The sequence below is a fragment of the Pseudomonas sp. S3_B08 genome, from assembly GCF_054667725.1.
In genome coordinates, this window is sequence record NZ_CP162750.1 from 3,112,732 (window position 1) to 3,136,866 (window position 24,135).

Annotated in this window: 24 protein-coding genes; 2 read left to right on the top strand and 22 right to left on the bottom strand. The window is 61.0% G+C overall.

The genetic code is table 11. The features are described 5' to 3' along the window. Nucleotides 1–300: 300 nt before the first annotated feature. The 13 genes from AB4N73_RS14060 to AB4N73_RS14120 form a co-directional block, all read right to left on the bottom strand. A complete protein-coding gene (locus AB4N73_RS14060) occupies nucleotides 301–1,092 on the bottom strand; it encodes a TatD family hydrolase (RefSeq protein ID WP_460142210.1) in 792 nt (263 codons plus the stop codon). A 15-nt stretch (nucleotides 1,093–1,107) separates the two neighbouring features. Beyond that, nucleotides 1,108–1,464, bottom strand: coding sequence for a PilZ domain-containing protein (locus AB4N73_RS14065; protein WP_016770983.1), 357 nt, complete (start codon nucleotides 1,462–1,464; stop codon nucleotides 1,108–1,110). A gap of 42 nt (nucleotides 1,465–1,506) precedes the next feature. Further along, complete coding sequence (locus tag AB4N73_RS14070) at nucleotides 1,507–2,490, bottom strand: DNA polymerase III subunit delta' (RefSeq protein ID WP_236168403.1); 984 nt, start codon at nucleotides 2,488–2,490, stop codon at nucleotides 1,507–1,509. Then, entirely contained in the window at nucleotides 2,483–3,115 is a 633-nt protein-coding gene (gene tmk / locus AB4N73_RS14075) for a dTMP kinase (protein WP_016770985.1), read from the bottom strand. Before tmk ends, AB4N73_RS14070 begins: the two co-directional genes overlap by 8 nt. A gap of 19 nt (nucleotides 3,116–3,134) precedes the next feature. After that, on the bottom strand, nucleotides 3,135–4,304 hold the full coding sequence (gene mltG, locus AB4N73_RS14080) for an endolytic transglycosylase MltG (protein WP_110645996.1): 1,170 nt from the start codon (nucleotides 4,302–4,304) through the stop codon (nucleotides 3,135–3,137). Nucleotides 4,305–4,307: 3 nt separating this feature from the next. Next, nucleotides 4,308–5,123 (bottom strand): aminodeoxychorismate lyase, encoded by an 816-nt coding sequence (pabC, locus tag AB4N73_RS14085; protein WP_252876725.1) that lies wholly within the window; start codon nucleotides 5,121–5,123, stop codon nucleotides 4,308–4,310. Beyond that, entirely contained in the window at nucleotides 5,123–6,367 is a 1,245-nt protein-coding gene (fabF, locus tag AB4N73_RS14090; RefSeq protein ID WP_252868088.1) for a beta-ketoacyl-ACP synthase II, read from the bottom strand. Before fabF ends, pabC begins: the two co-directional genes overlap by 1 nt. Nucleotides 6,368–6,475: 108 nt before the next feature. After that, the gene (gene acpP / locus AB4N73_RS14095; RefSeq protein WP_003175607.1) at nucleotides 6,476–6,712 is read right to left on the bottom strand and encodes an acyl carrier protein; all 237 of its coding nucleotides are present in this window, start codon (nucleotides 6,710–6,712) and stop codon (nucleotides 6,476–6,478) included. Nucleotides 6,713–6,908: 196 nt separating this feature from the next. Continuing rightward, complete coding sequence (gene fabG, locus AB4N73_RS14100; protein ID WP_016770989.1) at nucleotides 6,909–7,652, bottom strand: 3-oxoacyl-ACP reductase FabG; 744 nt, start codon at nucleotides 7,650–7,652, stop codon at nucleotides 6,909–6,911. 16 nt (nucleotides 7,653–7,668) lie between these two features. After that, a complete protein-coding gene (fabD, locus tag AB4N73_RS14105; RefSeq protein WP_460142211.1) occupies nucleotides 7,669–8,607 on the bottom strand; it encodes an ACP S-malonyltransferase in 939 nt (312 codons plus the stop codon). A 123-nt stretch (nucleotides 8,608–8,730) separates the two neighbouring features. Continuing rightward, entirely contained in the window at nucleotides 8,731–9,741 is a 1,011-nt protein-coding gene (gene plsX, locus AB4N73_RS14110) for a phosphate acyltransferase PlsX (protein ID WP_460142212.1), read from the bottom strand. A 4-nt stretch (nucleotides 9,742–9,745) separates the two neighbouring features. Further along, on the bottom strand, nucleotides 9,746–9,928 hold the full coding sequence (gene rpmF, locus AB4N73_RS14115; RefSeq protein WP_003179396.1) for a 50S ribosomal protein L32: 183 nt from the start codon (nucleotides 9,926–9,928) through the stop codon (nucleotides 9,746–9,748). Between the two features lie 13 nt (nucleotides 9,929–9,941). Beyond that, the gene (locus AB4N73_RS14120) at nucleotides 9,942–10,469 is read right to left on the bottom strand and encodes a YceD family protein (protein WP_003204262.1); all 528 of its coding nucleotides are present in this window, start codon (nucleotides 10,467–10,469) and stop codon (nucleotides 9,942–9,944) included. Nucleotides 10,470–10,574: 105 nt separating this feature from the next. On the opposite strand from AB4N73_RS14120, the gene AB4N73_RS14125 reads away from it, so the two are divergent. After that, a complete protein-coding gene (locus AB4N73_RS14125) occupies nucleotides 10,575–11,153 on the top strand; it encodes a Maf family protein (protein WP_460142213.1) in 579 nt (192 codons plus the stop codon). Between the two features lie 86 nt (nucleotides 11,154–11,239). On the opposite strand, the gene sppA is transcribed toward AB4N73_RS14125, so the two are convergent. From sppA to rluC, 3 genes are read right to left on the bottom strand one after another with little or no spacing between them, the layout of a single operon-like run. After that, nucleotides 11,240–12,229 (bottom strand): signal peptide peptidase SppA, encoded by a 990-nt coding sequence (gene sppA, locus AB4N73_RS14130; protein ID WP_056788236.1) that lies wholly within the window; start codon nucleotides 12,227–12,229, stop codon nucleotides 11,240–11,242. 24 nt (nucleotides 12,230–12,253) lie between these two features. Then, nucleotides 12,254–12,916: an HAD-IA family hydrolase gene (locus tag AB4N73_RS14135; RefSeq protein ID WP_217862820.1), complete on the bottom strand. Its 663-nt coding sequence runs from the start codon at nucleotides 12,914–12,916 to the stop codon at nucleotides 12,254–12,256. Further along, entirely contained in the window at nucleotides 12,903–13,862 is a 960-nt protein-coding gene (rluC, locus tag AB4N73_RS14140; protein WP_016770994.1) for a 23S rRNA pseudouridine(955/2504/2580) synthase RluC, read from the bottom strand. Before rluC ends, AB4N73_RS14135 begins: the two co-directional genes overlap by 14 nt. Nucleotides 13,863–14,561: 699 nt before the next feature. Between rluC and rne the strand changes: the two genes are divergently transcribed. Further along, the gene (rne, locus tag AB4N73_RS14145) at nucleotides 14,562–17,849 is read left to right on the top strand and encodes a ribonuclease E (protein ID WP_406227147.1); all 3,288 of its coding nucleotides are present in this window, start codon (nucleotides 14,562–14,564) and stop codon (nucleotides 17,847–17,849) included. A gap of 191 nt (nucleotides 17,850–18,040) precedes the next feature. Here rne and AB4N73_RS14150 read toward each other — a convergent pair whose 3' ends face one another. The 6 genes from AB4N73_RS14150 to AB4N73_RS14175 form a co-directional block, all read right to left on the bottom strand. Next, nucleotides 18,041–18,637, bottom strand: coding sequence for a nucleotidyltransferase family protein (locus AB4N73_RS14150; RefSeq protein WP_460142214.1), 597 nt, complete (start codon nucleotides 18,635–18,637; stop codon nucleotides 18,041–18,043). Beyond that, on the bottom strand, nucleotides 18,634–19,614 hold the full coding sequence (locus AB4N73_RS14155; RefSeq protein ID WP_016770998.1) for an XdhC family protein: 981 nt from the start codon (nucleotides 19,612–19,614) through the stop codon (nucleotides 18,634–18,636). The genes AB4N73_RS14150 and AB4N73_RS14155 overlap by 4 nt, the downstream gene beginning before the upstream one ends. After that, nucleotides 19,615–21,936 carry a xanthine dehydrogenase family protein molybdopterin-binding subunit gene (locus AB4N73_RS14160; protein WP_460142215.1) on the bottom strand — a complete coding sequence of 774 codons (2,322 nt, stop codon included), beginning with the start codon at nucleotides 21,934–21,936 and terminating at the stop codon, nucleotides 19,615–19,617. Beyond that, nucleotides 21,933–22,403 (bottom strand): (2Fe-2S)-binding protein, encoded by a 471-nt coding sequence (locus AB4N73_RS14165; protein ID WP_039760186.1) that lies wholly within the window; start codon nucleotides 22,401–22,403, stop codon nucleotides 21,933–21,935. The genes AB4N73_RS14160 and AB4N73_RS14165 overlap by 4 nt, the downstream gene beginning before the upstream one ends. A gap of 249 nt (nucleotides 22,404–22,652) precedes the next feature. Next, nucleotides 22,653–23,672, bottom strand: a complete 1,020-nt coding sequence (gene murB, locus AB4N73_RS14170) for a UDP-N-acetylmuramate dehydrogenase (RefSeq protein WP_460142216.1) — start codon at nucleotides 23,670–23,672, stop codon at nucleotides 22,653–22,655. Then, complete coding sequence (locus AB4N73_RS14175; RefSeq protein ID WP_076563814.1) at nucleotides 23,669–24,133, bottom strand: low molecular weight protein-tyrosine-phosphatase; 465 nt, start codon at nucleotides 24,131–24,133, stop codon at nucleotides 23,669–23,671. The genes murB and AB4N73_RS14175 overlap by 4 nt, the downstream gene beginning before the upstream one ends. Between the last annotated feature and the right edge of the window lie 2 nt (nucleotides 24,134–24,135).

The following is a 24,135-nucleotide window of genomic DNA, read 5'->3' on the forward strand; positions in this document are numbered from 1 at the left end:
TGCGCAAAAAAGCACGGTTCATCGACCAAATCTGTGTTTCTTGTTCATTTCAAGAACGAATCGGGTGCAATGAGAACTCAACTGAAGCAAACGTATTCCAAATTTGTTTAAAAACCCCGACCCGCTCACTGGACTGCACGCCAGACTGATCAATACTTGAACTGTCGGGCGACATCTCCCCCAAGTGTCGTGCCGGTAAAGGTACCAACGGACCGCGTGCCTTTGTTTTACTCCTAATGGTCTTAACCCGGATTCACCCCCCAGAACCCGGGTTTTTTTTGCCTGCGATTTGGCCTGCCGTCATACGGCAGATTTAACACTCGCCAGCGGGAACAAGCGCTTGAAGTTTTCCGTGGTCTGCTCGGCAAAGCGCTCGTAGTTCTCACCACGCAGCATCGCCAGAAACTCCGCCACTTCGCGCACGTACTGCGGCAGGTTCGGCTTGCCGCGATACGGAATCGGCGCCAGATACGGCGAATCGGTTTCCACCAGCAGGCGATCGGCCGGCACTTTGCTCGCCACGTCACGCAAGGCGTCGGCATTGCGGAACGTGACGATGCCCGAGAGGGAAATGTAATAGCCCATGTCCAGCGCCGCTTTGGCCATGTCCCAGTCTTCGGTGAAGCAATGCAACACGCCAGCCTGGGGCAGCGCCGCTTCGCGCAGCAGTTCGAGGGTGTCGGCACGGGCGCCGCGAGTATGGATGATCACCGGTTTGCCGGTCTGCTGCGCCGCTTGCAGGTGCAGGCGAAACGACTCCTGCTGCAACTCGGCAGCTTCCGGCTCGTAGTGATAGTCGAGACCGGTTTCGCCGATCGCCACCACTTTCGGGTGATCGAGTTCGTGCAGCAGCCAGTCCAGCGCCGGTGCCGCGCCCGGCTGCACATCCAGCGGATGCACGCCGACCGAGCAATCGACGTCGTCATAACGCTCGGCGAGGGCTTTGACGTCGGCGGCGTTGTCGGCGCTGACGCCGATGCACAGAAAATGTCCGACCCCACGCTCGCGGGCCGCAACGAGTGCGGCATCCAGCGAGCCGTCATGGGCGGCGAGGTCGAGACGGTCAAGGTGACAATGGGAATCTACGAGCATAAAAAGGACTGCAACTTACATCGTATGAGTGGGACGGTCGGATTTCAGCGCTCCGGCCAGATGAGTTTCGATGCGACTGCGCGCGGTGTCGTCGCCGTCGTTGAACTGCACGCCGACACCGGCGGCGCGATTGCCTTGTGCGCCTTTGGGGGTGATCCAGGCGACTTTGCCGGCGACCGGAATTTTTTCCGCTTCATCCATCAGGTGCAACAGCATGAACACCTCGTCGCCCAACCGGTAGCTTTTGTTGGTCGGGATGAACAGTCCGCCATTCTTGATGAACGGCATGTAGGCGGCGTAGAGCACCGACTTGTCCTTGATGGTCAGGGACAAGATGCCGTTACGCGGCCCCGGGCTGACAGGTTCAATCATGTTCACCTCCACTGCTGATCTTCAGAGTCTAGGTACACATTCTTATCTTTGACCAGGCAATCCCACCCATTGCACCAACAATGCTTCCAGCAACAGGGCCGGATTGAGGTTGGCCTTGCTCAGCACTTTCTGTCGCTGGGCGAGAATCCAGTCTTGAATATCCAGCACTTTACCCTGCGGGCTTTTCTGGGCCAGGTACTGCACGACCTTGCGCATATCGGCCAGGCCGAGGCCGGCTTCGTCCTGAGTCAGTTGATAGCGCAAGATCAGGCTCGACCAGTCGCAGAACCAGTCGAACAGACGCAGCATCGGAATGCTTTTCCACTCTTCCGCCAGTTGCGTCGGCGATTGTTGTCCCTTGAGCAGCTTCTTCACGCCTTCGACCACTTGTGCACGTTGTTCACGCACACCTTGCGATTGCAGGCTGACCGCCATCAGCGGCGACCCGGCGGCGAGGGTCAGCAGTTCGACGCGCTCTTCCTCCGCGCAATCCGGCAGCGCCTGGGCCAGCCATTGCAGGCTCATCGCCTCGCCCGGCAGCGGGCAGGCCTGCTGCACGCAACGGCTCTTGATGGTTGGCAACAAACGGCTCGGCTGATGGCTGACCAATAGCAGCACGGTATCGCCGGACGGCTCTTCAAGGCTTTTGAGCAAGGCGTTGGCAGCGTTGATGTTCATCGACTCGACCGGCTCGATCAACACCACTTTGCGCCCGCCGAGCTGCGCGGTCTGCACGATGAAACTGACCAGATCACGAACCTGATCGACCTTGATCGCCTTGTCCGCCTCTTCCGGCTCCAGGATGTAATTGTCCGGATGACTGCCGGCCTTGAGCAGCAAGCAGGATTTGCACTCGCCGCACGCCTCAGGCGTAGGGCGCTGACACAGCAGGCTGGCCATCAAGCGCTCGGCCAGCGCACGCTTGCCGATCCCGGCCGGACCGTGGAGCAGGTACGCGTGAGCATGCTGACTGCGGCCGGCCAGTTGCTGCCAGAGGCTGTCCTGCCATGGATAGGCCTCAGCCACGGGCCAGCTCCAGCAAATTCGGTAGCAAGGTGTCCAGCGATTGCTGGACCTTGGCCAATGGCTGACCGGCATCGATGCGCACGTAGCGCGACGGGTCGGCTTCGGCGCGTTTCAGGAACGCATTGCGCACGTTCTCGAAAAACGCCCGGCCTTCGAGTTCGAAACGATCCAGTCGACCACGGGCACTGGCGCGGGCCAAACCGATTTCAACGGGCAGGTCGAAAATCAAGGTCAGATCGGGCCGCAAGTCGCCCTGCACGAAAGTTTCCAGGGTGGCGATGCGCTCGAGTGACAAACCACGACCGCCGCCCTGATAGGCGTATGTTGAATCGGTGAAACGATCACACAGCACCACAGCGCCACGGGCCAGCGCCGGGCGAATCACCTCTGCCAGATGCTGGGCGCGCGCGGCGAACACCAGCAACAGCTCGGCGTCCGGGTGCATCACTTCGTCGGCCGGGGTCAGCAGGACATCACGAATCCGTTCGGCCAGCGGTGTACCGCCGGGCTCACGGGTGAGCAGTACTTCGATACCGGCGGCGCGCAGGCGCTCGGCGAGGTATTCGCGGTTGGTGCTCTTGCCCGCGCCTTCCGGGCCTTCCAGGGTAATAAACAAGCCAGTCACAGGCAGTCCTTCATCAAAGTCATTGCGCGTTCTGCGGTGCAGCGGCGTCCGGTTCCGGGGCTGGCGCAGGTTCTTGCGACGGCACTTGCGGCAGCGCCTCGGGCGCGGTGTTCGGCGAGGCCGCCGGAATCGCCTCATCGGTGGCCGGCGCGGTTACTGGTGCCGGGCTGGAACGGTAATCGGCACGGCGCTTGAGCTGGTATTCGCGCACCGCGTTGTTGTGCGCATCCAGATCATCGGAGAACACATGGCTGCCATCGCCACGGGCGACGAAATACAGGCTGCTGCCCTCCACCGGGTTGAGCGCAGCATGAATCGCTTCGCGTCCGACCATCGCAATCGGCGTCGGTGGCAAACCGGGAATCACATAGGTGTTATAGGGTGTCGGTTCTTTCAGATGCGCGCGGGTCAGCTTGCCGGTGTAGCGATCGCCGAGGCCATAGATCACCGTCGGATCCGTCTGCAACTGCATGCCCAACGCCATGCGCCGCACAAACACCCCGGCAATCTGCCCACGCTCCTGCGGAACACCGGTCTCTTTCTCGACCAGCGAGGCCATGATCAGCGCTTGATAAGGTTCGCTGTAAGGCACATCGGCAGAACGCTGCGCCCACTCTTTGGCGAGCACTTCATCGAGACGATCAAAGGCCTTTTTCAGCAGCTCGGCATCGGACATGCCGCGCACGAAACGATAGGTGTCCGGGAAGAACCGGCCTTCAGGGAACAACCCTTTGTGGCCGATCTTCGCCATCACATCGCTGTCGCTCAGGCCGGTGAGGGTCTGCTCGAGCTTGTCGTCCTTGGCCAGGGCGGCGCGCACTTGATGGAAAGTCCAGCCTTCGACCAGGGTCAGGCTGTACTGAACCACGTCGCCGCGCTTCCACGAATCGATCAGACCGTTGACGGTCATGCCCGGCTGCATACGGTACTCGCCGCTGTGAATCGGTGTGCCGGCAAGATTGAAGCGCCAATAGACGCGCAGCCAGAACGCGTCCTTGATGACGCCATCGGTTTCGAGTTCAAGGAAGGTACGGGTCGGTGTAGAGCCTTTCGGCACATCCAGCAGTTGTTCCTGCGGAATGTTCAGGGGCTGTTCCAGCGCCGAATGAATTTTCCAGGCGCTGGCGCCCAACAGCAGCCCTGCCAGAACCAGTCCGGTTTCCAGCAGCAGCAAAAGTTTACGTCTCACGAATCAAGCATCCAGTAGCGCGCGGGCAATGGTTTGCAGTTTACGGGTGAGCGGGCCAACCGGCCAGCTCAGTGCAGCACAGGCGCGTACCGGCCAGACGCCATAAACGCTGTTGCAGACAAACACTTCATCAGCCCATTGCAGCTGTTCGAGGCTGATATCGGCGATTTGCGTGGGGATGGCCAGCGACTCGGCCTGAAACAATATTTCCGCGCGCATCACACCTGCGACGCCGCAGCGCTTCAAGTCGGGCGTGATCAAGCCACCGTCGCGCACCAGGAAAATATTGCTGTACACACCTTCGACGACGCGCCCGGCCTGATCGAGCATCAAGCCTTCGGCATGCTCGCTGTCCTGCCATTCGGCGCGGGCGAGTACCTGCTCCAGTCGATTCAGATGTTTGAGCCCGGCCAACAACGGCTGCGTAGATAAACGCGTGTTGCAGGGAAACAGGCGGATGCCGTGCTCGGCATGGGTAGCGGGATAAGCCGCCGGCGGATTGCCTTGCAGAATACGTCGGCCCTGCGCCGCAGGATCGGGCGCATAACCGCGCAAGCCGTCGCCACGCGTGAGGATGAGCTTGAGCACGCCCTCGCCCATCGCTGCTGCATAGCTGAGCAGTTCATGGCGAACCAGCTCGAGATCGGTCGCAATGGCCAGACGCGCACAGCCATCGGCCAGGCGCGCCAGGTGCCGATCCAGCAGGACCGGCTGACCGCTGCGCACGGCAATGGTCTCGAACAGACCATCGCCGTAAGCCAGGCCGCGATCTTTCAGCGACAGCGCGTCAGCCGGTTGACCGTCGACCCAGCTGTCCATCAACTGGCGAACCGGCGAAACGCCAGAGTGCCGTTGGTGCCGCCAAAACCGAAGGAGTTGGACAGCACGACATCGATGTCCATGTTACGCGCGGTGTGCGCAACGAAATCGAGATCGCAGCCTTCGTCCGGTTCATCAAGGTTGATGGTCGGCGGTGCCACCTGGCTGTTGATCGCCAGCACGCTGAAAATCGCTTCGACCGCGCCCGCCGCACCCAACAGGTGGCCAGTCATCGACTTGGTCGAGCTGACGGCCAGCTTGTAGGCGTGATCGCCGAACACAGACTTGATCGCATTGGCTTCGGCAAGGTCGCCGGCCGGGGTCGAGGTGCCGTGGGCGTTGATGTACTGCACTTGATCGACGTTGATTTTCGCATCACGCAGGGCATTGGTGATGCAGCGCGCGGCACCGGCGCCATCGGCGGGTGGCGAGGTCATGTGGAACGCATCGCCACTGGTGCCGAAACCGATCAGCTCGGCGTAGATCGTGGCGCCACGGGCCTTGGCGTGCTCCAGCTCTTCGAGAACCAGAGCGCCAGCACCATCGGACAGAACGAAGCCGTCGCGGCCCTTGTCCCACGGACGGCTGGCGCGGGTTGGCTCGTCGTTGCGGGTCGACAGCGCACGGGATGCGCCGAAGCCGCCCATGCCCAGACCGCAGGCAGCCATTTCCGCACCGCCGGCAATCATCACGTCGGCTTCGTCGTACATGATGTTGCGCGCGGCCATGCCAATGCAGTGCGTACCGGTGGTGCACGCGGTGGCGATGGCGTAGTTGGGTCCCTGTGCGCCCAGATGGATCGACAGGAAGCCGGAAATCATATTGATGATCGAGCCAGGCACAAAGAACGGCGAGATCCGTCGCGGACCGGTCTCGTGCAGGGTGCGGCTGGTTTCTTCGATGTTGGTCAGACCGCCGATACCCGAACCCATGGCCACGCCAATGCGTTCACGGTTGGCATCGGTGACTTCCAGACCGGCGTTGCGCACGGCTTGAAAGCCTGCGGCGAGGCCGTACTGAATGAACAGGTCGAGCTTGCGCGCTTCCTTGACCGACAGGTATTCCTCGACATTGAAGCCCTTGACCGAACCGCCGAAGCGGGTCGAATAGGCAGAAAGGTCGGTGTGTTCGATCAGACCAATGCCACTGCGGCCAGCCAGAATGCCCTGCCAACTGCTCGGCACATCCGTGCCCAGTGGCGACAACATACCCATACCGGTGACTACGACGCGTCTACGCGACACAGCACTCTCCTTTTTCAAATGACGACTTTGCATCAGGCCTAAAGAAAAAACCGCACGCCATGATGGCAGTGCGGTTTTTCCATGACAGCAAGCAACGATTACAAACTATTACGCCTGGTGGCTGGTAACGTAGTCGATTGCAGCTTGTACAGTAGTGATCTTTTCAGCTTCTTCGTCAGGGATTTCGGTCTCGAATTCCTCTTCCAGAGCCATCACCAGCTCAACGGTGTCAAGGGAGTCGGCACCCAGGTCTTCTACGAAGGAAGCGGTGTTGACCACTTCTTCTTCTTTAACACCCAGTTGCTCGGCAACGATTTTCTTGACGCGCTCTTCGATGGTGCTCATACCTTGTTTTCACTCCTAATGGACAAATTCAGGCAGCTGGCCAGTGGGTAAGTGTATAGAAAGCCTTTTCAGTTTTTCAACTGAAAGCTTCACTCCTCAAACCCTGCGGCCCTCTGCCTATAAATAGATTGCAGCTTTATAACGGATTTTAGACAGCTCGTATGACATTTTTTTGAAGCAATCCGTCACATTTTACTTACATGTACATCCCACCGTTCACCGGGATTGTAGCCCCGGTAACGTATGCCGCACCGTCGGATGCAAGAAAAGCGACCACGGACGCGATCTCTTGAGCTTGCCCCAGACGACCCAGCGGAATCTGCGTCTGCAAGGCTTCACGCTGTGCTTCAGGCAGCTCGCGGGTCATATCGGTGTCGATGAACCCTGGGGTTACCGAGTTGACCGTAATCGAACGCGAACCGACTTCACGCGCCATCGCCCGGCTGAAACCTTCCAGACCGGCCTTGGCGGCTGCATAGTTTACTTGGCCGGCGTTGCCCATGGCACCCACTACCGAGCCAATACTGATAATTCGACCCCAGCGCGCCTTGGTCATGCCACGCAAAACGCCCTTGGACAGGCGATACAGACTGTTCAAGTTGGTATCGATCACGTCGTACCACTCGTCGTCTTTCATGCGCATCATCAGGTTATCGCGGGTGATACCGGCATTATTGACCAGAATCGCCACCGGCGCACCGAACTGCTCCTGAATGCCTGCCAGCACGGCGCTGACCGATTCGTCGCTGGTGACATTGAGTTCGAAACCGGCGCCCTGAATACCGTTTTCCTTCAGGGTCGCGGCAATGCGCTCGGCGCCCGACGCGGAGGTCGCGGTGCCGACAACGATGGCGCCCTGACGACCCAGTTCCAGCGCGATGGCCTGGCCGATGCCGCGGCTTGCACCGGTAACCAGTGCAACTTTACCTTGCAGACTCATGCAAGTTTCTCCTGATTCAGGCCTGCGCTGCGCGAGCGGCAGCGAAGGCGTCTGGGATATTGAGATTGGAAGTCGAAACGCCTTCGGCGCAACGTTTGTTCAGGCCAGCGAGGACTTTGCCCGGGCCGCATTCAACCAGATTGGTCGCGCCCTTGGCGGCCAAAGTCTGCACCGATTCAACCCAGCGCACTGGCTTGTAGAGCTGTTCGAGCAGATCGCGCTTGAGGGTTTCCAGATCGGCTGGCACTTGTGCGCTGACGTTCTGCACCACCGGGATCTGCGGCGCCTGCCAGTCGATGGCGGCGATGGATTCGGCGAAACGCTCGGCAGCCGGACGCATCAGCTCGCAGTGCGACGGCACGCTCACCGGCAATGGCATGGCGCGCTTGGCACCACGGGCCTTGCAACCCTCGATGGCGCGCTCGACGGCCGCCTTGGCACCGGCGATCACCACTTGGCCCGGCGAGTTGAAATTCACTGCGCTGACGACTTCGCCTTGCGCCGCTTCGGCGCAGGCAGCCAGCACGTCGGCATCTTCCAGGCCGAGGATCGCAGCCATGCCGCCCTGCCCGGCCGGCACCGCTTCCTGCATCAACTGGCCACGGCGCTCGACGAGCTTGACCGCGTCAGCCAGGGTCAGGCTGCCGGCAGCAACCAGCGCGCTGTATTCACCCAGGCTATGGCCGGCGACGAACGCCGGACGCGCGCCGCCTTCGGCCAGCCACAGACGCCACAGGGCGATCGAAGCGGTCAGAATGGCTGGTTGGGTTTTGTCGGTTTGATTGAGCAGCTCTTCCGGGCCCTGCTGGGTCAGTGCCCACAGGTCGTAGCCCAGCGCAGCAGAGGCTTCTTGAAAGGTTTCGAGGATCAGCGGATGTTGCGCGCCCAGCTCGGCCAGCATGCCGAGGGACTGCGAACCCTGTCCTGGAAAGACGAATGCGAGGGAAGCAGACATGTAACAAGCCCCTAATGATCTTGTCGTCGGAAAATAACGCCCCGTTGGGGACGCCAGAAACTGACAGTTTGGATGGCCCTTTGAACCGGGCGGTCACATTTAAGCATTGTCCGACGAAAACGCCTAAGACAACAGTTCCTCCAGACGACCGTAGAGACGCTCGGGCAAGTTCTCTTGAATCTCGATCAGCGCCCGTTGAATCGCACTCTGAAAGCCCTGAACCCCCGCCGATCCGTGGCTTTTCACGACGATGCCCTGCAAGCCGAGAAAGCTTGCGCCATTATGTCGCGCCGGGGCCAGGTCGGCCTGCAGACGCTTCATCAACGGCAGCGCGAGAACGCCGACAGCGCGCGAAGCGAAGTTTTTCTTGAACAAAGCCTCGATCCGCGCAGCAATCATCGTCGCCAGACCTTCGCTGGACTTGAGCAGGATGTTGCCGACGAAGCCGTCACACACCACCACATCGGCCTCACCGCGATACAAGCCGTCGCCTTCGATAAAACCGATGTAGTTGATCCCGCGCGCAGCCTGCAACAGCGTGGCGGCCAGTTTGACCTGCTGATTACCCTTGATGTCTTCGGTGCCGATATTCAGCAGTGCCACACGCGGACGGGCGATACCCAGGGTCTGTGCAGCGACCGAGCCCATCACCGCAAACTGCAACAGGTGCTCGGCACTGCAATCGACGTTGGCACCCAGATCGAGCAGCTGGCAATAACCGGTCTGCGTCGGAATCGCCGCGACCATGGCCGGACGATCAATGCCGGGCAATGTCTTCAGCACGAATCGTGACAAGGCCATCAACGCACCGGTATTGCCGGCGCTGACACAGGCCTGCACCTTGCCATCGCGCAGCAGTTCAAGGGCTACACGCATCGACGAATCCGGCTTGCCACGCAGGGCTTGGGCGGGTTTTTCGTCCATGGTGATGACTTCGCTCGCCGCGACAATCGTCAGGCGCGCGCGATCGGCAGCCGACTGGCCGTGGATCAGTTCTTCAAGAAGGGAGGGTTGACCGACGAGGGTCAGGTGCAGCGAGGGTGTAGCAGACAGGCAAGCGAGACTGGCCTGAACAATGCTGCGGGGACCGAAGTCCCCGCCCATTGCGTCAATCGCGATGACTTGAGCAGACAAGTGATTACTCGTCAGCGCCCTTGTCGATCACTTTACGGCCACGGTAAACGCCTTCTGGCGATACGTGGTGACGCAGGTGAACTTCACCAGTGGTTTTTTCTACAGACAGGGTGCTAGCCTCGAGAGCGTCGTGCGAACGGCGCATGTCACGGGCAGAGCGGGATTTTTTGTTCTGCTGAACAGCCATAATTGATTAACTCCTAAACGTTTGGGTCACGCTTTAACTGCGCCAATACACTGAACGGGTTGGACCGCGTTACCTCGTCCTCGCTCGGTTCGGGCTCATCTGCTCCCGCCGGCTGCTGGCATTCTTCCGGATGATGAGCAGGCACAATGGGCAAGGCGAGCAGAAGCTCCTCCTCGATCAGTGACTGCAGATCCAATGGATCTTCGCCCAGTTCCAGCACGTCATAACCTTTCGGCAACGACTGGGTATTCGCACCCTCCTTCACCACCGCGTAACTGCATTCGCTGTGGATCGGCAGGGTGACCAGCTCAAGACAACGCTGGCAAACCATTTTGACTTCGGTGTCGATAAAGCTGTGGATGACCACAGACTTACGTTCATCTCGTTCAAAAACGAATTTGGCCTGCACCGTACCGACATCGTCGGAAAGCGGGTCGCAGAGTCTCTTCAAATCGGCCAGCAGCAGTTCACCTTGAAGGGTGGTGCCACGGTCAGCCAATTTGCGCGGGTCAACGTGAGGTGGAATCGGGTCATTCAACATAGGCGCAGCATTATAGGGATGCACCCAACCATGTCAAAGGAAATTGTGCCCTGTCCGTCACTTGCGCGCCTCCGCTAGAATCCGCACCTGCCTCAGGAGACGTCCATGCTGCCTTTATTACTCGCTTCAAGCTCGACTTATCGCCGTGAATTGCTCGCCCGCCTGCACCTGCCGTTCGTCTGCAGCTCGCCGGACATCGACGAAAGCCACCGCCCGGGCGAATCCGCGATCGATCTGGTCAAACGCCTCGCTGAGGAAAAAGCCCGCGCCCTGGCGGACAGCCACCCTGCTCATCTGATCATTGGCTCGGATCAGGTTGCCGTCCTCGGCGAAGAGATCATCGGCAAGCCGCACACCTTCGAGAAGGCTCGCGAGCAATTGATGGCGGCCAGCGGCGCGAGCGTGACCTTCCTGACCGGCCTGGCGCTGCTCAACAGCCAGACCGGGCAATGCCAGGTCGACTGCGTGCCGTTTACCGTGCACATGCGCCAGCTGGATCAGGCAAGCATCGAGCGCTATCTGCGCATCGAGCAGCCGTACGACTGCGCCGGCAGCTTCAAGGCCGAGGGACTCGGCGTAAGCCTGTTTCAATCGACCGAAGGCCCGGATGCCACCAGCCTGATTGGCCTGCCGCTGATTCGCCTTATCGATATGTTGTTGGTCGAGGGTGTGCAAATCCCTTAAAAGCAAAAGATCGCAGCCTTCGGCAGCTCCTACACCGATTGTGCAAGAGCTGCCGTTGACCTGCGATCTTCTGACCTTGAAACGATTTACCGCAACGAAGGCCCGTGAAAACCCATCCACATCGCCAACTGCTCGGCCACGCTGGCGCCGAGCTTTTTCGAAAAGCGATCGAACGGCGATTCCTGCACGGTGAAGTCCACCAGCTCCTTCTCGCCAATCACATCACGCGCCACCGAACTGGCATTGCCCAAGCCATCGATCAGGCCTAGCGGCAGCGCCTGCTCACCCGACCAGACCAGCCCGGAAAACAGCTCCGGATGCTCTTTGTCCTTCAGACGATCGCCACGGCCCTGCTTGACGCTGTTGATGAACTGCTTGTGCGTGGTGTCCAGCACGCTTTGCCAGAATGCGGTTTCTTCAGGCTTTTGCGGCTGGAACGGATCCAGGAATGCCTTGTGCTCGCCCGAGGTATAGGTGCGGCGCTCAACCCCGAGTTTTTCCATGGTGCCAACGAAACCGTAACCCGCCGCCGTCACGCCGATCGAGCCGACCAGACTGGCCTTGTCGGCATAGATCTGATCCGCCGCGCTGGCGATGTAATAGGCGCCCGAAGCACCAAGATCGGAAATCACTGCGTAGAGCTTGATCTCCGGATGCAACCCACGCAGACGCTTGATCTCGTCATAGACATAGCCAGACTGCACCGGACTGCCACCCGGGCTATTGATGCGCAGGACCACGCCCTTGACCTTCTTGTCTTCGAACGCCGCACGCAGGCTGCCAACGATATTGTCGGCGCTGGCCGGCTCCTTGTCGGCGATTACGCCGTCGATCTCGATCAACGCCGTGTAGTTCGGGCCGCGGGTGGCGGTTTTTTCCATGTCCATCAGCGGCGTGAACAGCAGCAGCGCAACAAACAGATAAACAAACGTCAGCAGCTTGAAGAAAATCCCCCAGCGCCGCGAACGGCGTTGTTCCTGCACGCCGGCCAGCAAAGTCTTTTCCAACAGCTTCCAGCTTTTCGCGTCACCGTCGTCGGCACTTGCCTTGGCCGGTGCTTTCCATTCGTCGGTCATGCCATCTACCCCAGCAAAAACGTATTAAGCCCGCTGACCCAGCCAGGCGTGCAATTCAGAAAAACGGTCGATCGACAGGCGTGGCTCGAACTGCTGCAGGGACTCGATCGATTGCGCGCCATAACTGACCGCCACCGAATCCATCCCCGCGTTGCGTGCCATCAGCAGATCGAACGACGAATCACCGACCATCAACGCCTGCTGCGGGCGTACGCCGCAGTGGCTGACAATCTGCTCAAGCATCAGAGGGTGTGGCTTGCTGGCAGTTTCATCGGCAGCACGGGTGATATCGAAATAATCTTCCCAGCCATTGGCCTTGAGCACCCGATCCAGTCCGCGACGGTTCTTGCCCGTCGCTACCGCCAGGTGATAACCCTGCTCGCGAAACGATGCCATCGACTCGACCACGCCCTCGAACAGCGGCGACGGCACGGCTTCGGCAGCGATGTAGTGATCGGCGTAATATTCGCGAAACGCGAGCATTTCTGCGTCGCTGATTTCGGGGTACAGCGTGCGAATCGCCTCCGGCAAGCCGAGACCGATGATGCCTTTGACAGCGAAGTCATCGCGCAGCTCGAAACCGGAACGCCCGGACGCCGAGTGCATGGCCTCGACGATCCGATGGATGGAATCGGCGAGGGTGCCGTCCCAGTCGAAAATCAGCAGCTTGTAATCAGATGGGCGCACTCAATCGCTCCACGGTCTTGGCCCACATTTCATCGACGGGCGCTTGCAGATTCAGCTTGCCGCCGTCGGGCAGCGGCACCGTCAGCATGTAAGCGTGCAGGAACAGACGCTTACCGCCCAAATCGCGGATTTCCTTGGTGAAATCCTCGTCGCCATACTTACTGTCACCGGCAATGCAATGGCCAGCATGCAAGGTGTGCACGCGAATCTGGTGGGTACGACCGGTAACCGGTTTAGCTTCGACCATGGTGGCAAAATCACCGAAGCGGCGCAGCACCTTGAACAGCGTCAGGGCTTCTTTGCCCTCGTCATTGACTTCGACCATGCGCTCGCCGGAACGCAGATTGCTCTTGAGCAGCGGAGCGCGAACCTGCTTGATCGAGGTTGCCCAGTTGCCACGGACCAGCGCCATGTAGCGCTTGTCGACGCCATCGCCGCGCAACTGCTCGTGCAGGTGGCGCAACATGCTGCGCTTCTTGGCGATCATCAGCAGGCCGGAGGTGTCACGGTCAAGACGGTGAACCAGCTCCAGTTCCTTGGCGTCGGGACGCAACTGACGAAAGGCTTCGATCACGCCGAAATTCAGCCCGCTGCCGCCATGAACCGCAATGCCGGCGGGCTTGTTGATCACGATCAGGGCCTTGTCTTCGAAGACAATCGAGGCTTCCAGGCGCTGCAACAGCCCCTGGGCCAGCGGTACCGGTTCGTCGCGCTCAGGCACGCGAACCGGCGGCACGCGCACGATATCGCCGGCCTGCAGCTTGTATTCGGGCTTGATCCGACCTTTGTTCACGCGCACTTCGCCTTTGCGCAAAATGCGGTAAATCAAGGTCTTGGGCACGCCTTTGAGCCGGGCGAGGAGAAAGTTGTCGATTCGTTGGCCGGCATACTCCGGCGAGACTTCAAGCAGTTGAACGCCTGGAGTCGAAGGGGCAGTAGTTGTCATGCCGCGGATGATAACAATTTTTATGGAATTGAAGCACTTAATCATTGCTGCTATAGTCGCGAACGCCGCCAAAAGCGGCCTGGACAGCGGAACCACGGTCAAAGACCGGCCCTGACCAACGCAATTCACCAGGGCGCGAGGCCGTCCTACGGGGCTTTCGCTACGTAACGGTGGAGTTTGCGGTTGTAACGAGCGCAGGTGACATGAGGCCTGAATTACACCGCCGGGCAGAGTTCTGACTCGCCAGGCAGGCGACATTCGAGGCCAGTTCACAAAGTGCAGTCGACTGCGAATGACCCCGAGCGATTGCTTCGGAAACATCGCCTGAATTAGCCATGATGCGTGACCTCCCCTTTCGGAGCTCACGGTAAATGCCAACCCGCTGCGGATTCTGCGCGCGGCAGCACCCGAATTATCAGGGATACGTGTAGGGTGGAGATGCACAACCGCCGGACTGTGTAGCAACAAGCTTTGATCAAGACGCTTCATCTCGTCCACAGCCGCTGGTTGATTCCTCCTCCTGACTGAGTGCTTAAGTAGCCACAGCAAGCAGGACGCGTACGTCGCGGTATCGGCCCAATTGGCCGCACATCGCTGGACACGGGAATGGCCAACCACTCCCGACGCACCTGACACCGACCGTGAGAAGTCGTGTGTGCCGAACGCCGTTTCCGGCAGCCCGGAAACCGACGGTACTACATGAAAAGAATGCTGATTAACGCAACTCAACCCGAAGAGTTGCGTGTTGCACTGGTAGATGGCCAACGCCTCTACGACCTGGACATCGAATCCGGTGCACGCGAGCAGAAAAAGGCCAACATCTATAAAGGCCGTATCACTCGCATCGAACCAAGCCTTGAGGCTGCCTTTGTCGATTTCGGCTCCGAGCGCCACGGCTTCCTGCCCCTCAAAGAAATCTCCCGCGAATACTTCAAGAAAGCCCCAGAAGGCCGCGTCAACATCAAGGACGTCCTGAGCGAAGGCCAGGAAGTCATCGTTCAGGTCGAGAAAGAAGAACGTGGGAACAAGGGCGCCGCCCTGACCACCTTCATCAGCCTGGCCGGTCGTTACCTCGTACTGATGCCGAACAACCCGCGTGCCGGCGGCATCTCCCGTCGCATCGAAGGCGAAGAACGCAACGAACTGCGTGAAGCGCTGAACGGTCTGGTTGCTCCGGCCGACATGGGTCTGATCGTGCGCACTGCCGGCCTGGGCCGCAGCAGCGAAGAAATGCAGTGGGACCTTGATTACCTGCTGCAACTGTGGACCGCCATCAAAGAAGCCTCGCTGGATCGCTCCGCGCCATTCCTGATCTACCAGGAAAGCAACGTGATCATCCGCGCCATCCGCGATTACCTGCGCCAGGACATCGGCGAAGTGCTGATCGACAGCGTTGAAGCCCAGGACGAAGCCCTGACCTTCATCCGCCAGGTGATGCCGCAGTACGCCAGCAAGATCAAGCTGTACGAAGACAGCGTGCCACTGTTCAACCGTTTCCAGATCGAAAGCCAGATCGAGACCGCGTTCCAGCGCGTCGTCGAACTGCCTTCCGGCGGCTCCATCGTCATCGATCCGACCGAAGCCCTGGTGTCCATCGACATCAACTCGGCGCGCGCCACCAAAGGCAGCGACATCGAAGAAACCGCGCTGCAGACCAACCTTGAAGCCGCCGAAGAAATCGCCCGTCAGTTGCGCCTGCGCGACATCGGCGGCCTGATCGTCATCGACTTCATCGACATGACCCCGGCGAAGAACCAGCGCGCCGTGGAAGAGAAAGTCCGCGAATGCCTGGAAGCTGACCGCGCCCGTGTGCAGATCGGCCGCATCTCGCGTTTCGGTCTGCTGGAAATGTCCCGTCAGCGCCTGCGTCCATCGCTGGGCGAAAGCAGCGGCATCGTCTGCCCGCGTTGCAACGGCACCGGCATCATCCGTGACGTTGAATCGCTGTCGCTGGCCATCTTGCGCCTGATCGAAGAAGAAGCCCTGAAAGACCGCACCGCCGAAGTTCGCGCGCAAGTGCCGATCCCGGTCGCTGCGTTCCTGCTCAACGAAAAACGCAACTCGATCACCAAGATCGAACTGCGCACCCGTGCCCGTATCGTCATTCTGCCGAACGATCACCTCGAGACGCCGCACTTCGAAGTTCAGCGCCTGCGTGACGACAGCCCGGAAGCCGCGACCAACCAGTCCAGCTACGAAATCGCTGCCGCCGCTGCCGAAGTCGAAGAAGTCCAGCCAGCCGCTGCGACCCGCACTCTGGTTCGCCAGGAAGCTGCGGTGAAAACTGCGCCGGCCCGTGCCAACGCACCGGTGCCGACTGAAGTTGCACCTGCCGCACCAGCTCCAGCACCAGTTGCCGCGCCTGAGCCAAGCCTGTTCAAGGGTCTGGTGAAGTCGCTGGTCAGCCTGTTCGCCACCAAGGAAGAGCCAGCCGCACCGGTCGCTGTCGCGAAACCGGCTGCCACCGAGCGTCCTGCCCGCAACGAAGAGCGTCGCAACGGTCGTCAGCAGAGCCGCAACCGCAACGGTCGCCGCGATGAAGAACGCAAGCCGCGCGAAGAACGTGCTCCACGTGAAGAGCGCGCACCACGCGAGCCGCGCGAAGAGCGCCAGCCACGCGAAGCCCGCGAGCCGCGTGAAACCCGCAGCGAAGCGCCGGTAGCCCGCGAAGAGCGCGCACCACGTGCCCCGCGTGAAGAACGTGCACCGCGTGCACCGCGTGAAGATCGCAAGCCGCGTGGCGAGCGTGAAGAACGCGTGCGTGAACTGCGCGAGCCGCTGGACGCCGCGCCAGCCGCAGCCGCAGCTGTTGCTGCCGTGACCGCTGAAGAGCGTCCGGCCCGTCAGCCACGCGAAGAACGCGCCCCGCGTCCGCCGCGTGAAGAGCGTCAACCGCGTGCCGAGCAGGCCGCTGCTGCCGTTGCTGAAGAAGAAGTGAACAGCAACAACGAAGAGCAACTGCCGGAAGACGGTCAGGACAACGCCGAAGGCGATCGTCCACGTCGTCGCTCCCGTGGCCAGCGTCGTCGCAGCAACCGTCGCGAGCGTCAACGTGATGCCAACGGCAACGTGATCGAAGGTTCGGAAGAATCCGAGTCCGCTGAAAACGCTGGCGAGCCAAGCACTGCCGATCTGGCCGCTGGCCTGGCCGTCACCGCCGCCGTAGCCAGCAGCACCATCAGCGCTCCGGCAGAAGCCGAAGCTCACGAGCAGGCTGAACGCGCCACTGCCGCCACACTGGAAACCGCTCCAGTCGAAGCGCCGGTTGTCGAAGCCACCACTCCAGTGGAAGTGACTGCTGCACCGGAAATCGAAGTCGCCCCGGTCCGCGAAGCTCAGCCTCAGGTTGAAGCGCCTGCCGAACCGGAAGCTGTCGTTGAAGCGCCAGTTGCTGAATCCGAACCAGCGACCGAAACCGTCAGCGAAAACGTGACCAGAACCGTGCGTGAAGTTCGCGAAGAGCAGACTGCGTTCAACTGGGTTGCCGAGCCAGCTGTGACCGAAGCTCCAGCGCCAGTCACTGAAGCCGAAGTACCGCAGGCCATGGTTTCCGAACCAGTAGTTGTAGCGGCCGAACCGGCTCCAGAGCCAGTGGTTGAAGCACCAGCTGTCGAAGCACCAGTTGCAAAAGCTCAGGCTGAAGAAGCACCAGCCGCAGTCGAAGCGCCAGCCCCGGTGGTTGAAGCTCCGGCTCCGGTCAGCGCCCTGACGCCAAACGGCCGTGCGCCAAACGACCCGCGTGAAGTGCGTCGTCGCAAGCGTGAAGCCGAGCGTCTGCAGAAGGAAGCCGAACTGGCTGCCGCTGCAGCGCCAGTGGCTGCCGAACCAGCCGCTGCGGCTGAAGTGGTCGAGGCAGCCCCTGCCCCGGTCGCGGAAGAAGCATCGGTTGAAGCGGTGATCGCTGAAGCACCACGCTCCGTTCAGGACGCGGTTGAACAGCGCGAAGAAGCCCAGGAAAAAGAGCACGAGCCTAAACCACTCGTGTAATTCCTGAAGCCATTAAAAAGCCCCGCCCGGTGAAAGCCTGGCGGGGCTTTTTATTGCCTGAAATACCAGCATCATCCACAACCTTTGTGGGAGCGAGCCTGCTCGCGAAAGCGCTAGGTCAGACAATATTCATGTAGCTGAACCAGCGCATTCGCGAGCAGGCTCGCTCCCACAAGGAATTTCAACACGGCTCAGGGCCGAGGAAATACCAGAGATTCAGGCACATCGATATCCCACAACACCCCCGGATCTTCCACCGCTACTTCCACCACCCTACCCTGCGCAAACAACGGCCGTGCGCCACGATCGCCGGTCAGCGCCTGCAATTGCGCGCCAAACGAACGACCAAACCCCACCGGATGGCCAAACTCGCCACCCCGCACCGGCACACTCACAGCGTCATCAGCCATCGCCGCGACCACTCGCTCAATACTCGATGGCAAGATAAACGGCATATCACCCAGCACAATCAACCAGCCATCGGCGTCAGGGCAAGCGGCAACACCTGCGGCAATGCTGTCGCCCATGCCGGTCGACTCGATTGACACCACGTCGCAGCCATATGCCTGGGCCATGCGCATCGCCTGGGGTCGCGCTTCGGTGGTGACAAGTACGCGCTTGTCGAGACTGGCCGGCAGGTTCACCAGCACCTGCTCGATGACCGAACGCGCCGCGCCGTCACGCCCGGTGCAATCAGCAAGCAACTTGTCTTTGTCGGGACCGGCGATCTGGCGAAAACGCTTGCCCTCGCCTGCTGCCAGCACGACCACTGCGATGGAATGGCTCATGCACCCTCCAGCGGTTTTTTCTGCTTCAACTCCACACCGTTCTTGATCGCAACAATTTCCGCCAACAAGGACAAAGCGATCTCTGCCGGCGAATGACTACCGATGTGCAGGCCGATCGGCCCGTGCAAGCGATCAATCGATGCTTGCGACAAGCCTAGCTGAGCGAGGTTTTCCCGGCGCTTCTGGCTGTTGACCCGCGAACCGAGCGCGCCGACGTAGAACGCCGGCGAATCGAGCGCGGTGAGCAAAGCCATGTCATCCAGACGTGGATCGTGAGTCAAGGCGACAATCGCCGTGCGCTCGTCGGTCTGGATGTTCAACACCGCCTCGTCCGGCATGCCGGGGACGAAACGGCCATGCTGCTCTTCCCAGCCGTAGACGAACTCGGTGCGCGGATCGCAGATCAGCACTTCGAAATCCAGCAGCCGCGCCATGTCGGCGACGTAGCGCGACAGCTGCCCGGCACCGATCAGCAACAAGCGCCAGCGCGGGCCGTAAATCGCTCGCAGAGTCTTGCCGTCGAACACCAGCGAATCGGACTTGCTCGCCGGAGCCAGCCGCACCTCGCCGGTTTCGATGTTCAGTTCTCGGGCGACGATTTCATGGTTTTCGCAACGCTGCAGCAGCTCGGCGACCCACGCCGGGTCACCGACGCGCTCTTCGGTCAGGCGCAGGGTGCCGCCGCAAGGCAGGCCGAAACGCGCGGCCTCTTCGCGGGTCACGCCGTAGGTAATCATCTGCACTGGCGGACCATCGGTGGCAATGCGGCCGTCGTGCAGCCGCGCGATCAGATCATCTTCGACACAGCCGCCTGACACCGAACCGATCACCACGCCGTCCTCGCGCAAGGCGAGCATGGCGCCGGGCGAGCGCGGCGCGGTGCCCCAGGTCTGCACCACGCTGAACAGCACCACCCGTTGCCCGGCGCGGCGCCACTCGAGGACGCTGCGCAGGACGTTGAGATCGACGCTGTCCATTTACGCCTCCGCCTTCTGCCAGCCTTGTAACTGATAACGCACCGGCAGATTGCGGATACGCTTGCCGGTGGCGGCGAAGATCGCGTTGCACAGCGCCGGAGCAATCGGCGGCACGCCCGGCTCACCAACGCCGCCCAACGGCACGTCACCCGGCGGCGTGACCAGATGCACCGCGACTTCCTTGGGCGCCAGCGACATGCGCGCGACCTCGTACATATGGAAGTTGTTCTGCTGGACCTTGCCGTCCTTGAAGCTGATCTCACCGAGCACAGCGTTGCCCAGGCCCATGACGCACGCGCCTTCGAACTGCGAACGGATGCGCTCAGGGTTGATCTGCGGCCCGCAGTCCACGGCGATGTCGGCCTTGTGCACGATCAGCGAACCGTCGTCCTTGACCTCGACTTCGATCACTGCCGCGACATAGGTGACGAAGCTGTAATGCACCGCCAGACCGAGGCCGCGACCCTTGGGCAGTTTGCGCCCCCAACCGGCTGCCTTGGCGGCGGTTTCCAGCACGGTGCGCATGCGCCCGGTGTCGATCGGGTAACGCTCGGGCGATTCGCCGTAGTTCCACTCTTCGCTCAAGGTGCGAGGATCGATCTGCCGGTCCGGGCCGAGCAATTTGATCTGGTACTTGAGCGGATCTTCCCCGGCCTTGTGCGCCAGTTCGTCGACGAAACTCTGAATCGCGAAGCCGTGGGGAATGTTCGACACCGAGCGATACCAGCCAACCCGCGTGTGTACCTTGGCTTCGGGGTTTTCCAGGCGCACGTTAGGAATCGCGTAGGCCATGTTGGTAAAGCCCATGCCCAGCTCGAACGCCGCCTCATGGTTCATGTCCGGCGCAAACAACGCGGTGATGCTCGGCGCCACGGTGCGATGCAGCCAGCCGGACGGCATGCCGTTCTTGTCGATGCCCGCCTTCAGATATTCCGCCGACACGGTGTGGAAATACGAGTTGTGGATGTCGTCTTCGCGCGTCCACTGCACCCGTACAGCCTTGCCCGGAAATTCCTTGGCGAGAATCGCCGCTTCGACGACGAAGTCCGGTTTCGACTTGCGACCGAAACCACCGCCCAGCAATGTCACGTTGACGGTGACCTTTTCGAACGGCACGCCAAGACGCTCGGCGATGCGCTCACGGGTGACCTGCGGTGCCTGACTCGGCGCCCAAGCCTCGCAGACGCCGTCCTTGTAACGGGCGATAGCAACCATCGGTTCCATCGGCGCCTGCGCCAGGTGCGGCAGGTAATACGACGCTTCGAGAGTGCTGGCAGCGCCGCTCAAGGCCTTGTCGATATCACCGGTGTTGCGCACCACTTTGCCGGCCTTCAGCGACGCGGCTTCAAGCTCTTTGCGATAGGCAATCGAGTCATAACTGGCATTCGGGCCGTCATCCCACTCGATCTTCAGCGCCTCGCGGCCCTTGATCGCCGCCCAGGTATTGCTGGCCACAACCGCGACGCCGCCTAGTGGCTGGAACTCCGACGGCAATGGCCGTCCTTCGATCTGCATGACTTTTAGCACGCCAGGGACTTTCAGTGCGGCGCTGTCATCGAGGCTTTTGACCTTGCCTCCATAAACCGCCGGGCGAGCGATGGTGGCGTAGAGCATGCCATCGAAATGCACATCGGCGCCGTACACTGCGCGGCCATTGACGATATCGGCACCGTCGATGGCCTTGGTGCCTTCCTTACCGATGTAGCGAAATTCCGACGGCTGCTTGAGTCGCAGGCTGTCACGCGCCGGCACAGCCAGCGCACTGGCGGCAGCGGCGAGTTCGCCGTAGCCCAGTTCGCGGCCGGACGGTTTGTGAATGACCTTGTGCAGTTGCGCATGGCATTCGCCAACCGGCACTTTCCACTGCGCAGCAGCGGCCTGTTCGAGCATGGTCCGCGCGGCGGCGCCGCAACGACGCATCGGCTCGTACCAGTGACGCATGCTGCGCGAACCATCGGTGTCCTGGTTGCCGAAGCGCACTTCGTCGCCCGGCGCCTGCTGCACTTTGACCTGCGCCCAATCGGCCTCGAGTTCATCGGCCACTACCATGCTCAGGCTGGTGCGCACGCCCTGGCCCATTTCCGAACGGTTGCAAACCACGGTGACGCTGCCATCGGCAGCAATGCTCACGTAAACCTTGGGATCGTCGATCCAGCCATTGGGCATGCCATCGGCGCCAAACTTCTTCGCAGCGTCATCGGCCAGCGCATCCTGCCAGCCCCAGCTCGCGGCGAGGACCAGCGCGCTGGTGGCGCCGACGCCTTTGAGAAAGCCACGGCGGCTGAGGTTACTCAGGGCGAAATCATTCGGGACGCGGCTCATGCCTTCACCCCCTTCAGTTGGGTGGAGGCCTGGCGGATCGCGGTTTTGATCCGGTTGTAAGTACCGCAGCGGCAGATGTTGCCCACCATGGCTTCTTCGATCTGCTCGTCGCTCGGGTTCGGATTGGTTTTCAGCAGAGCGGTGGCCGACATGATCTGCCCGCCCTGGCAATAACCACATTGGGCCACGGCACTGTCGAGCCAGGCTTGCTGCACGACCTTGCCTACCGGGTCGGCGTGGAGATTATCGATGGTGGTGACGTTCTGACCAATTACCGAGCCGATCGGCGTGATGCAACTGCGTGCCGGCAAGCCGTCGATATGGATGGTGCAGGCGCCGCACAGGCCCATGCCGCAACCAAATTTTGTGCCGTTGTAACCGGCGACATCACGAATTGCCCACAACAGCGGCATGTCTTCGGTGACATCGAGGGAGTGGTCTTGACCGTTGAGTTTCAGGGTAATCATGGGCACGCCCGCATATTTTTAGTGGTTATGGGGTCGAGCAATCTGCCGCCGGAAAATCAGCGGTGGGTTCGCGCAGATCGACTCAGGCTAATCAGGCTCTCTTGCGCCGACGGGAACGTCTGCACCGGGCCTTTGGGTGGAGCAAATGGTAGGTATCGTTAGGTCGCTAAGTTAACCCAGCATTAACAAAAAAGCCCTGCACTTTTTTCATCAGTGCAGGGCTTTGGATGGCGTCAGGCAAGCGTAGCCTCAATACCGATTGGGCTCCATTTCCAGTTCGACATGGAAGCGCTCGGCGATGTCTTTCTGGATACGTTGCGCCAGGTCGAGCAGTTGCAGGCCGGTGGCCGTGCCGTAGTTGACCAGCACCAGCGCCTGCAACTTGTGCACGCCGGCATCGCCATCGCGAAAACCCTTCCAGCCGGCGCGTTCGATCAGCCAGCCAGCGGCCAGTTTCATCTGCCCGTCCGCTTGCGGGTAAGCCACCAGATCCGGGTGCTGCGTTTTGATCTGCGTGACCACAGCGGCGGGCACCAGCGGGTTTTTGAAGAAGCTGCCGGCGTTGCCGAGCACCGCCGGGTCCGGCAGTTTTTCGCTGCGGATGCTACAGATGGCGCGGCTGACATCGGTGGGCGTCGGCTGCTCGATACCCTGCTCGCTCAGGCGCTGGCGCACCGGACCGTATTCCAGATGCAGGTGCGCGGCGCGATCAAGCGTGAAGCGTACCCGCAGGATCAGCCAACGTCCCGGCTGCTGCTTGAACAGGCTGTCGCGGTAGCCGAAGTTGCAGTCTTCCAGACTGAAATCACGCAGTTCGCCGCTCTCGCGGTCCAGCGCGGTCAGGCCGGCAAACACGTCCTTGATCTCGACACCATAGGCACCGATATTCTGCATCGGCGCGGCGCCAACGGTGCCAGGAATCAGGCTGAGGTTTTCCAGCCCGGCCAAACCCTGGGCCAGCGTGTGCTGCACGAATGGATGCCACGGTTCGCCCGCTTCCGCCTCGACCACCACGCGATTGCCATCATCGCTGAGCAGGCGGATGCCGCGCGTGACCATGCGCAGCACCAACGCCGGAATATCCGCCGTCAGCAGCAAGTTGCTGCCGCCGCCGATCACCAGCAACGGCACGTCATGGGACGCGGCATAGGCCAGCGCTTCGCGGACATCGCCATCACTGTGGGCTTCGGCAAACAGCTGCGCGCGCACATCAACGCCGAAAGTGTTGAAGGCTTTCAGCGACACTTGCGCTTGGACCTGCAAACTCATAACCGCCCCTTCACTTCGATCAGCAACTGGTCGCAGGCCGCTTCGATCAGATCCAGCACCTGCTCGAAACCCTGATCACCGTCGTAATACGGGTCCGGCACTTCATCGACCAGCCCGGCATAACGACGCAGGAACAGATCCAGCTCGGCCCTGCCGGTGGACGGCTGCAAAGCCTTGAGGTTGCGCAGATTGCTGTTGTCCATGGCGAGAATCAGGTCGTAGCTGGCGAAATCGGCCCGGCTGACCTGCTGCGCGCGTTGCGTCGACAGGTCATAACCGCGCAGTTTCGCCGCCGCCTGGCTGCGCTTGTCCGGCGGGTTGCCGACGTGCCAGTCACCGGTGCCGGCGGAGGCCACTTCGACCACATCCGCCAGCCCGGCTTCACGCAACTTGTGGCGCAACACGCCTTCGGCGGTGGGCGAACGGCATATGTTGCCCAGGCACACAAACAGAACGCGCATCA

Coding starts and splice junctions, on each gene's coding strand:
- AB4N73_RS14175 (WP_076563814.1), bottom strand. CDS start 24,133: ATGCGCGTTCTGTTTGTGTGCCTGGGCAACATATGCCGTTCGCCCACC.
- AB4N73_RS14160 (WP_460142215.1), bottom strand. CDS start 21,936: ATGAGCCGCGTCCCGAATGATTTCGCCCTGAGTAACCTCAGCCGCCGT.
- sppA (WP_056788236.1), bottom strand. CDS start 12,229: ATGACCGACGAATGGAAAGCACCGGCCAAGGCAAGTGCCGACGACGGT.
- rluC (WP_016770994.1), bottom strand. CDS start 13,862: ATGACAACTACTGCCCCTTCGACTCCAGGCGTTCAACTGCTTGAAGTC.
- rpmF (WP_003179396.1), bottom strand. CDS start 9,928: ATGGCTGTTCAGCAGAACAAAAAATCCCGCTCTGCCCGTGACATGCGC.
- fabG (WP_016770989.1), bottom strand. CDS start 7,652: ATGAGTCTGCAAGGTAAAGTTGCACTGGTTACCGGTGCAAGCCGCGGC.
- AB4N73_RS14065 (WP_016770983.1), bottom strand. CDS start 1,464: ATGATTGAACCTGTCAGCCCGGGGCCGCGTAACGGCATCTTGTCCCTG.
- AB4N73_RS14165 (WP_039760186.1), bottom strand. CDS start 22,403: ATGATTACCCTGAAACTCAACGGTCAAGACCACTCCCTCGATGTCACC.
- rne (WP_406227147.1), top strand. CDS start 14,562: ATGAAAAGAATGCTGATTAACGCAACTCAACCCGAAGAGTTGCGTGTT.
- AB4N73_RS14060 (WP_460142210.1), bottom strand. CDS start 1,092: ATGCTCGTAGATTCCCATTGTCACCTTGACCGTCTCGACCTCGCCGCC.
- AB4N73_RS14150 (WP_460142214.1), bottom strand. CDS start 18,637: ATGAGCCATTCCATCGCAGTGGTCGTGCTGGCAGCAGGCGAGGGCAAG.
- pabC (WP_252876725.1), bottom strand. CDS start 5,123: ATGGACAGCTGGGTCGACGGTCAACCGGCTGACGCGCTGTCGCTGAAA.
- AB4N73_RS14120 (WP_003204262.1), bottom strand. CDS start 10,469: ATGTTGAATGACCCGATTCCACCTCACGTTGACCCGCGCAAATTGGCT.
- AB4N73_RS14125 (WP_460142213.1), top strand. CDS start 10,575: ATGCTGCCTTTATTACTCGCTTCAAGCTCGACTTATCGCCGTGAATTG.
- murB (WP_460142216.1), bottom strand. CDS start 23,672: ATGAGTTTGCAGGTCCAAGCGCAAGTGTCGCTGAAAGCCTTCAACACT.
- acpP (WP_003175607.1), bottom strand. CDS start 6,712: ATGAGCACCATCGAAGAGCGCGTCAAGAAAATCGTTGCCGAGCAACTG.
- fabD (WP_460142211.1), bottom strand. CDS start 8,607: ATGTCTGCTTCCCTCGCATTCGTCTTTCCAGGACAGGGTTCGCAGTCC.
- AB4N73_RS14155 (WP_016770998.1), bottom strand. CDS start 19,614: ATGGACAGCGTCGATCTCAACGTCCTGCGCAGCGTCCTCGAGTGGCGC.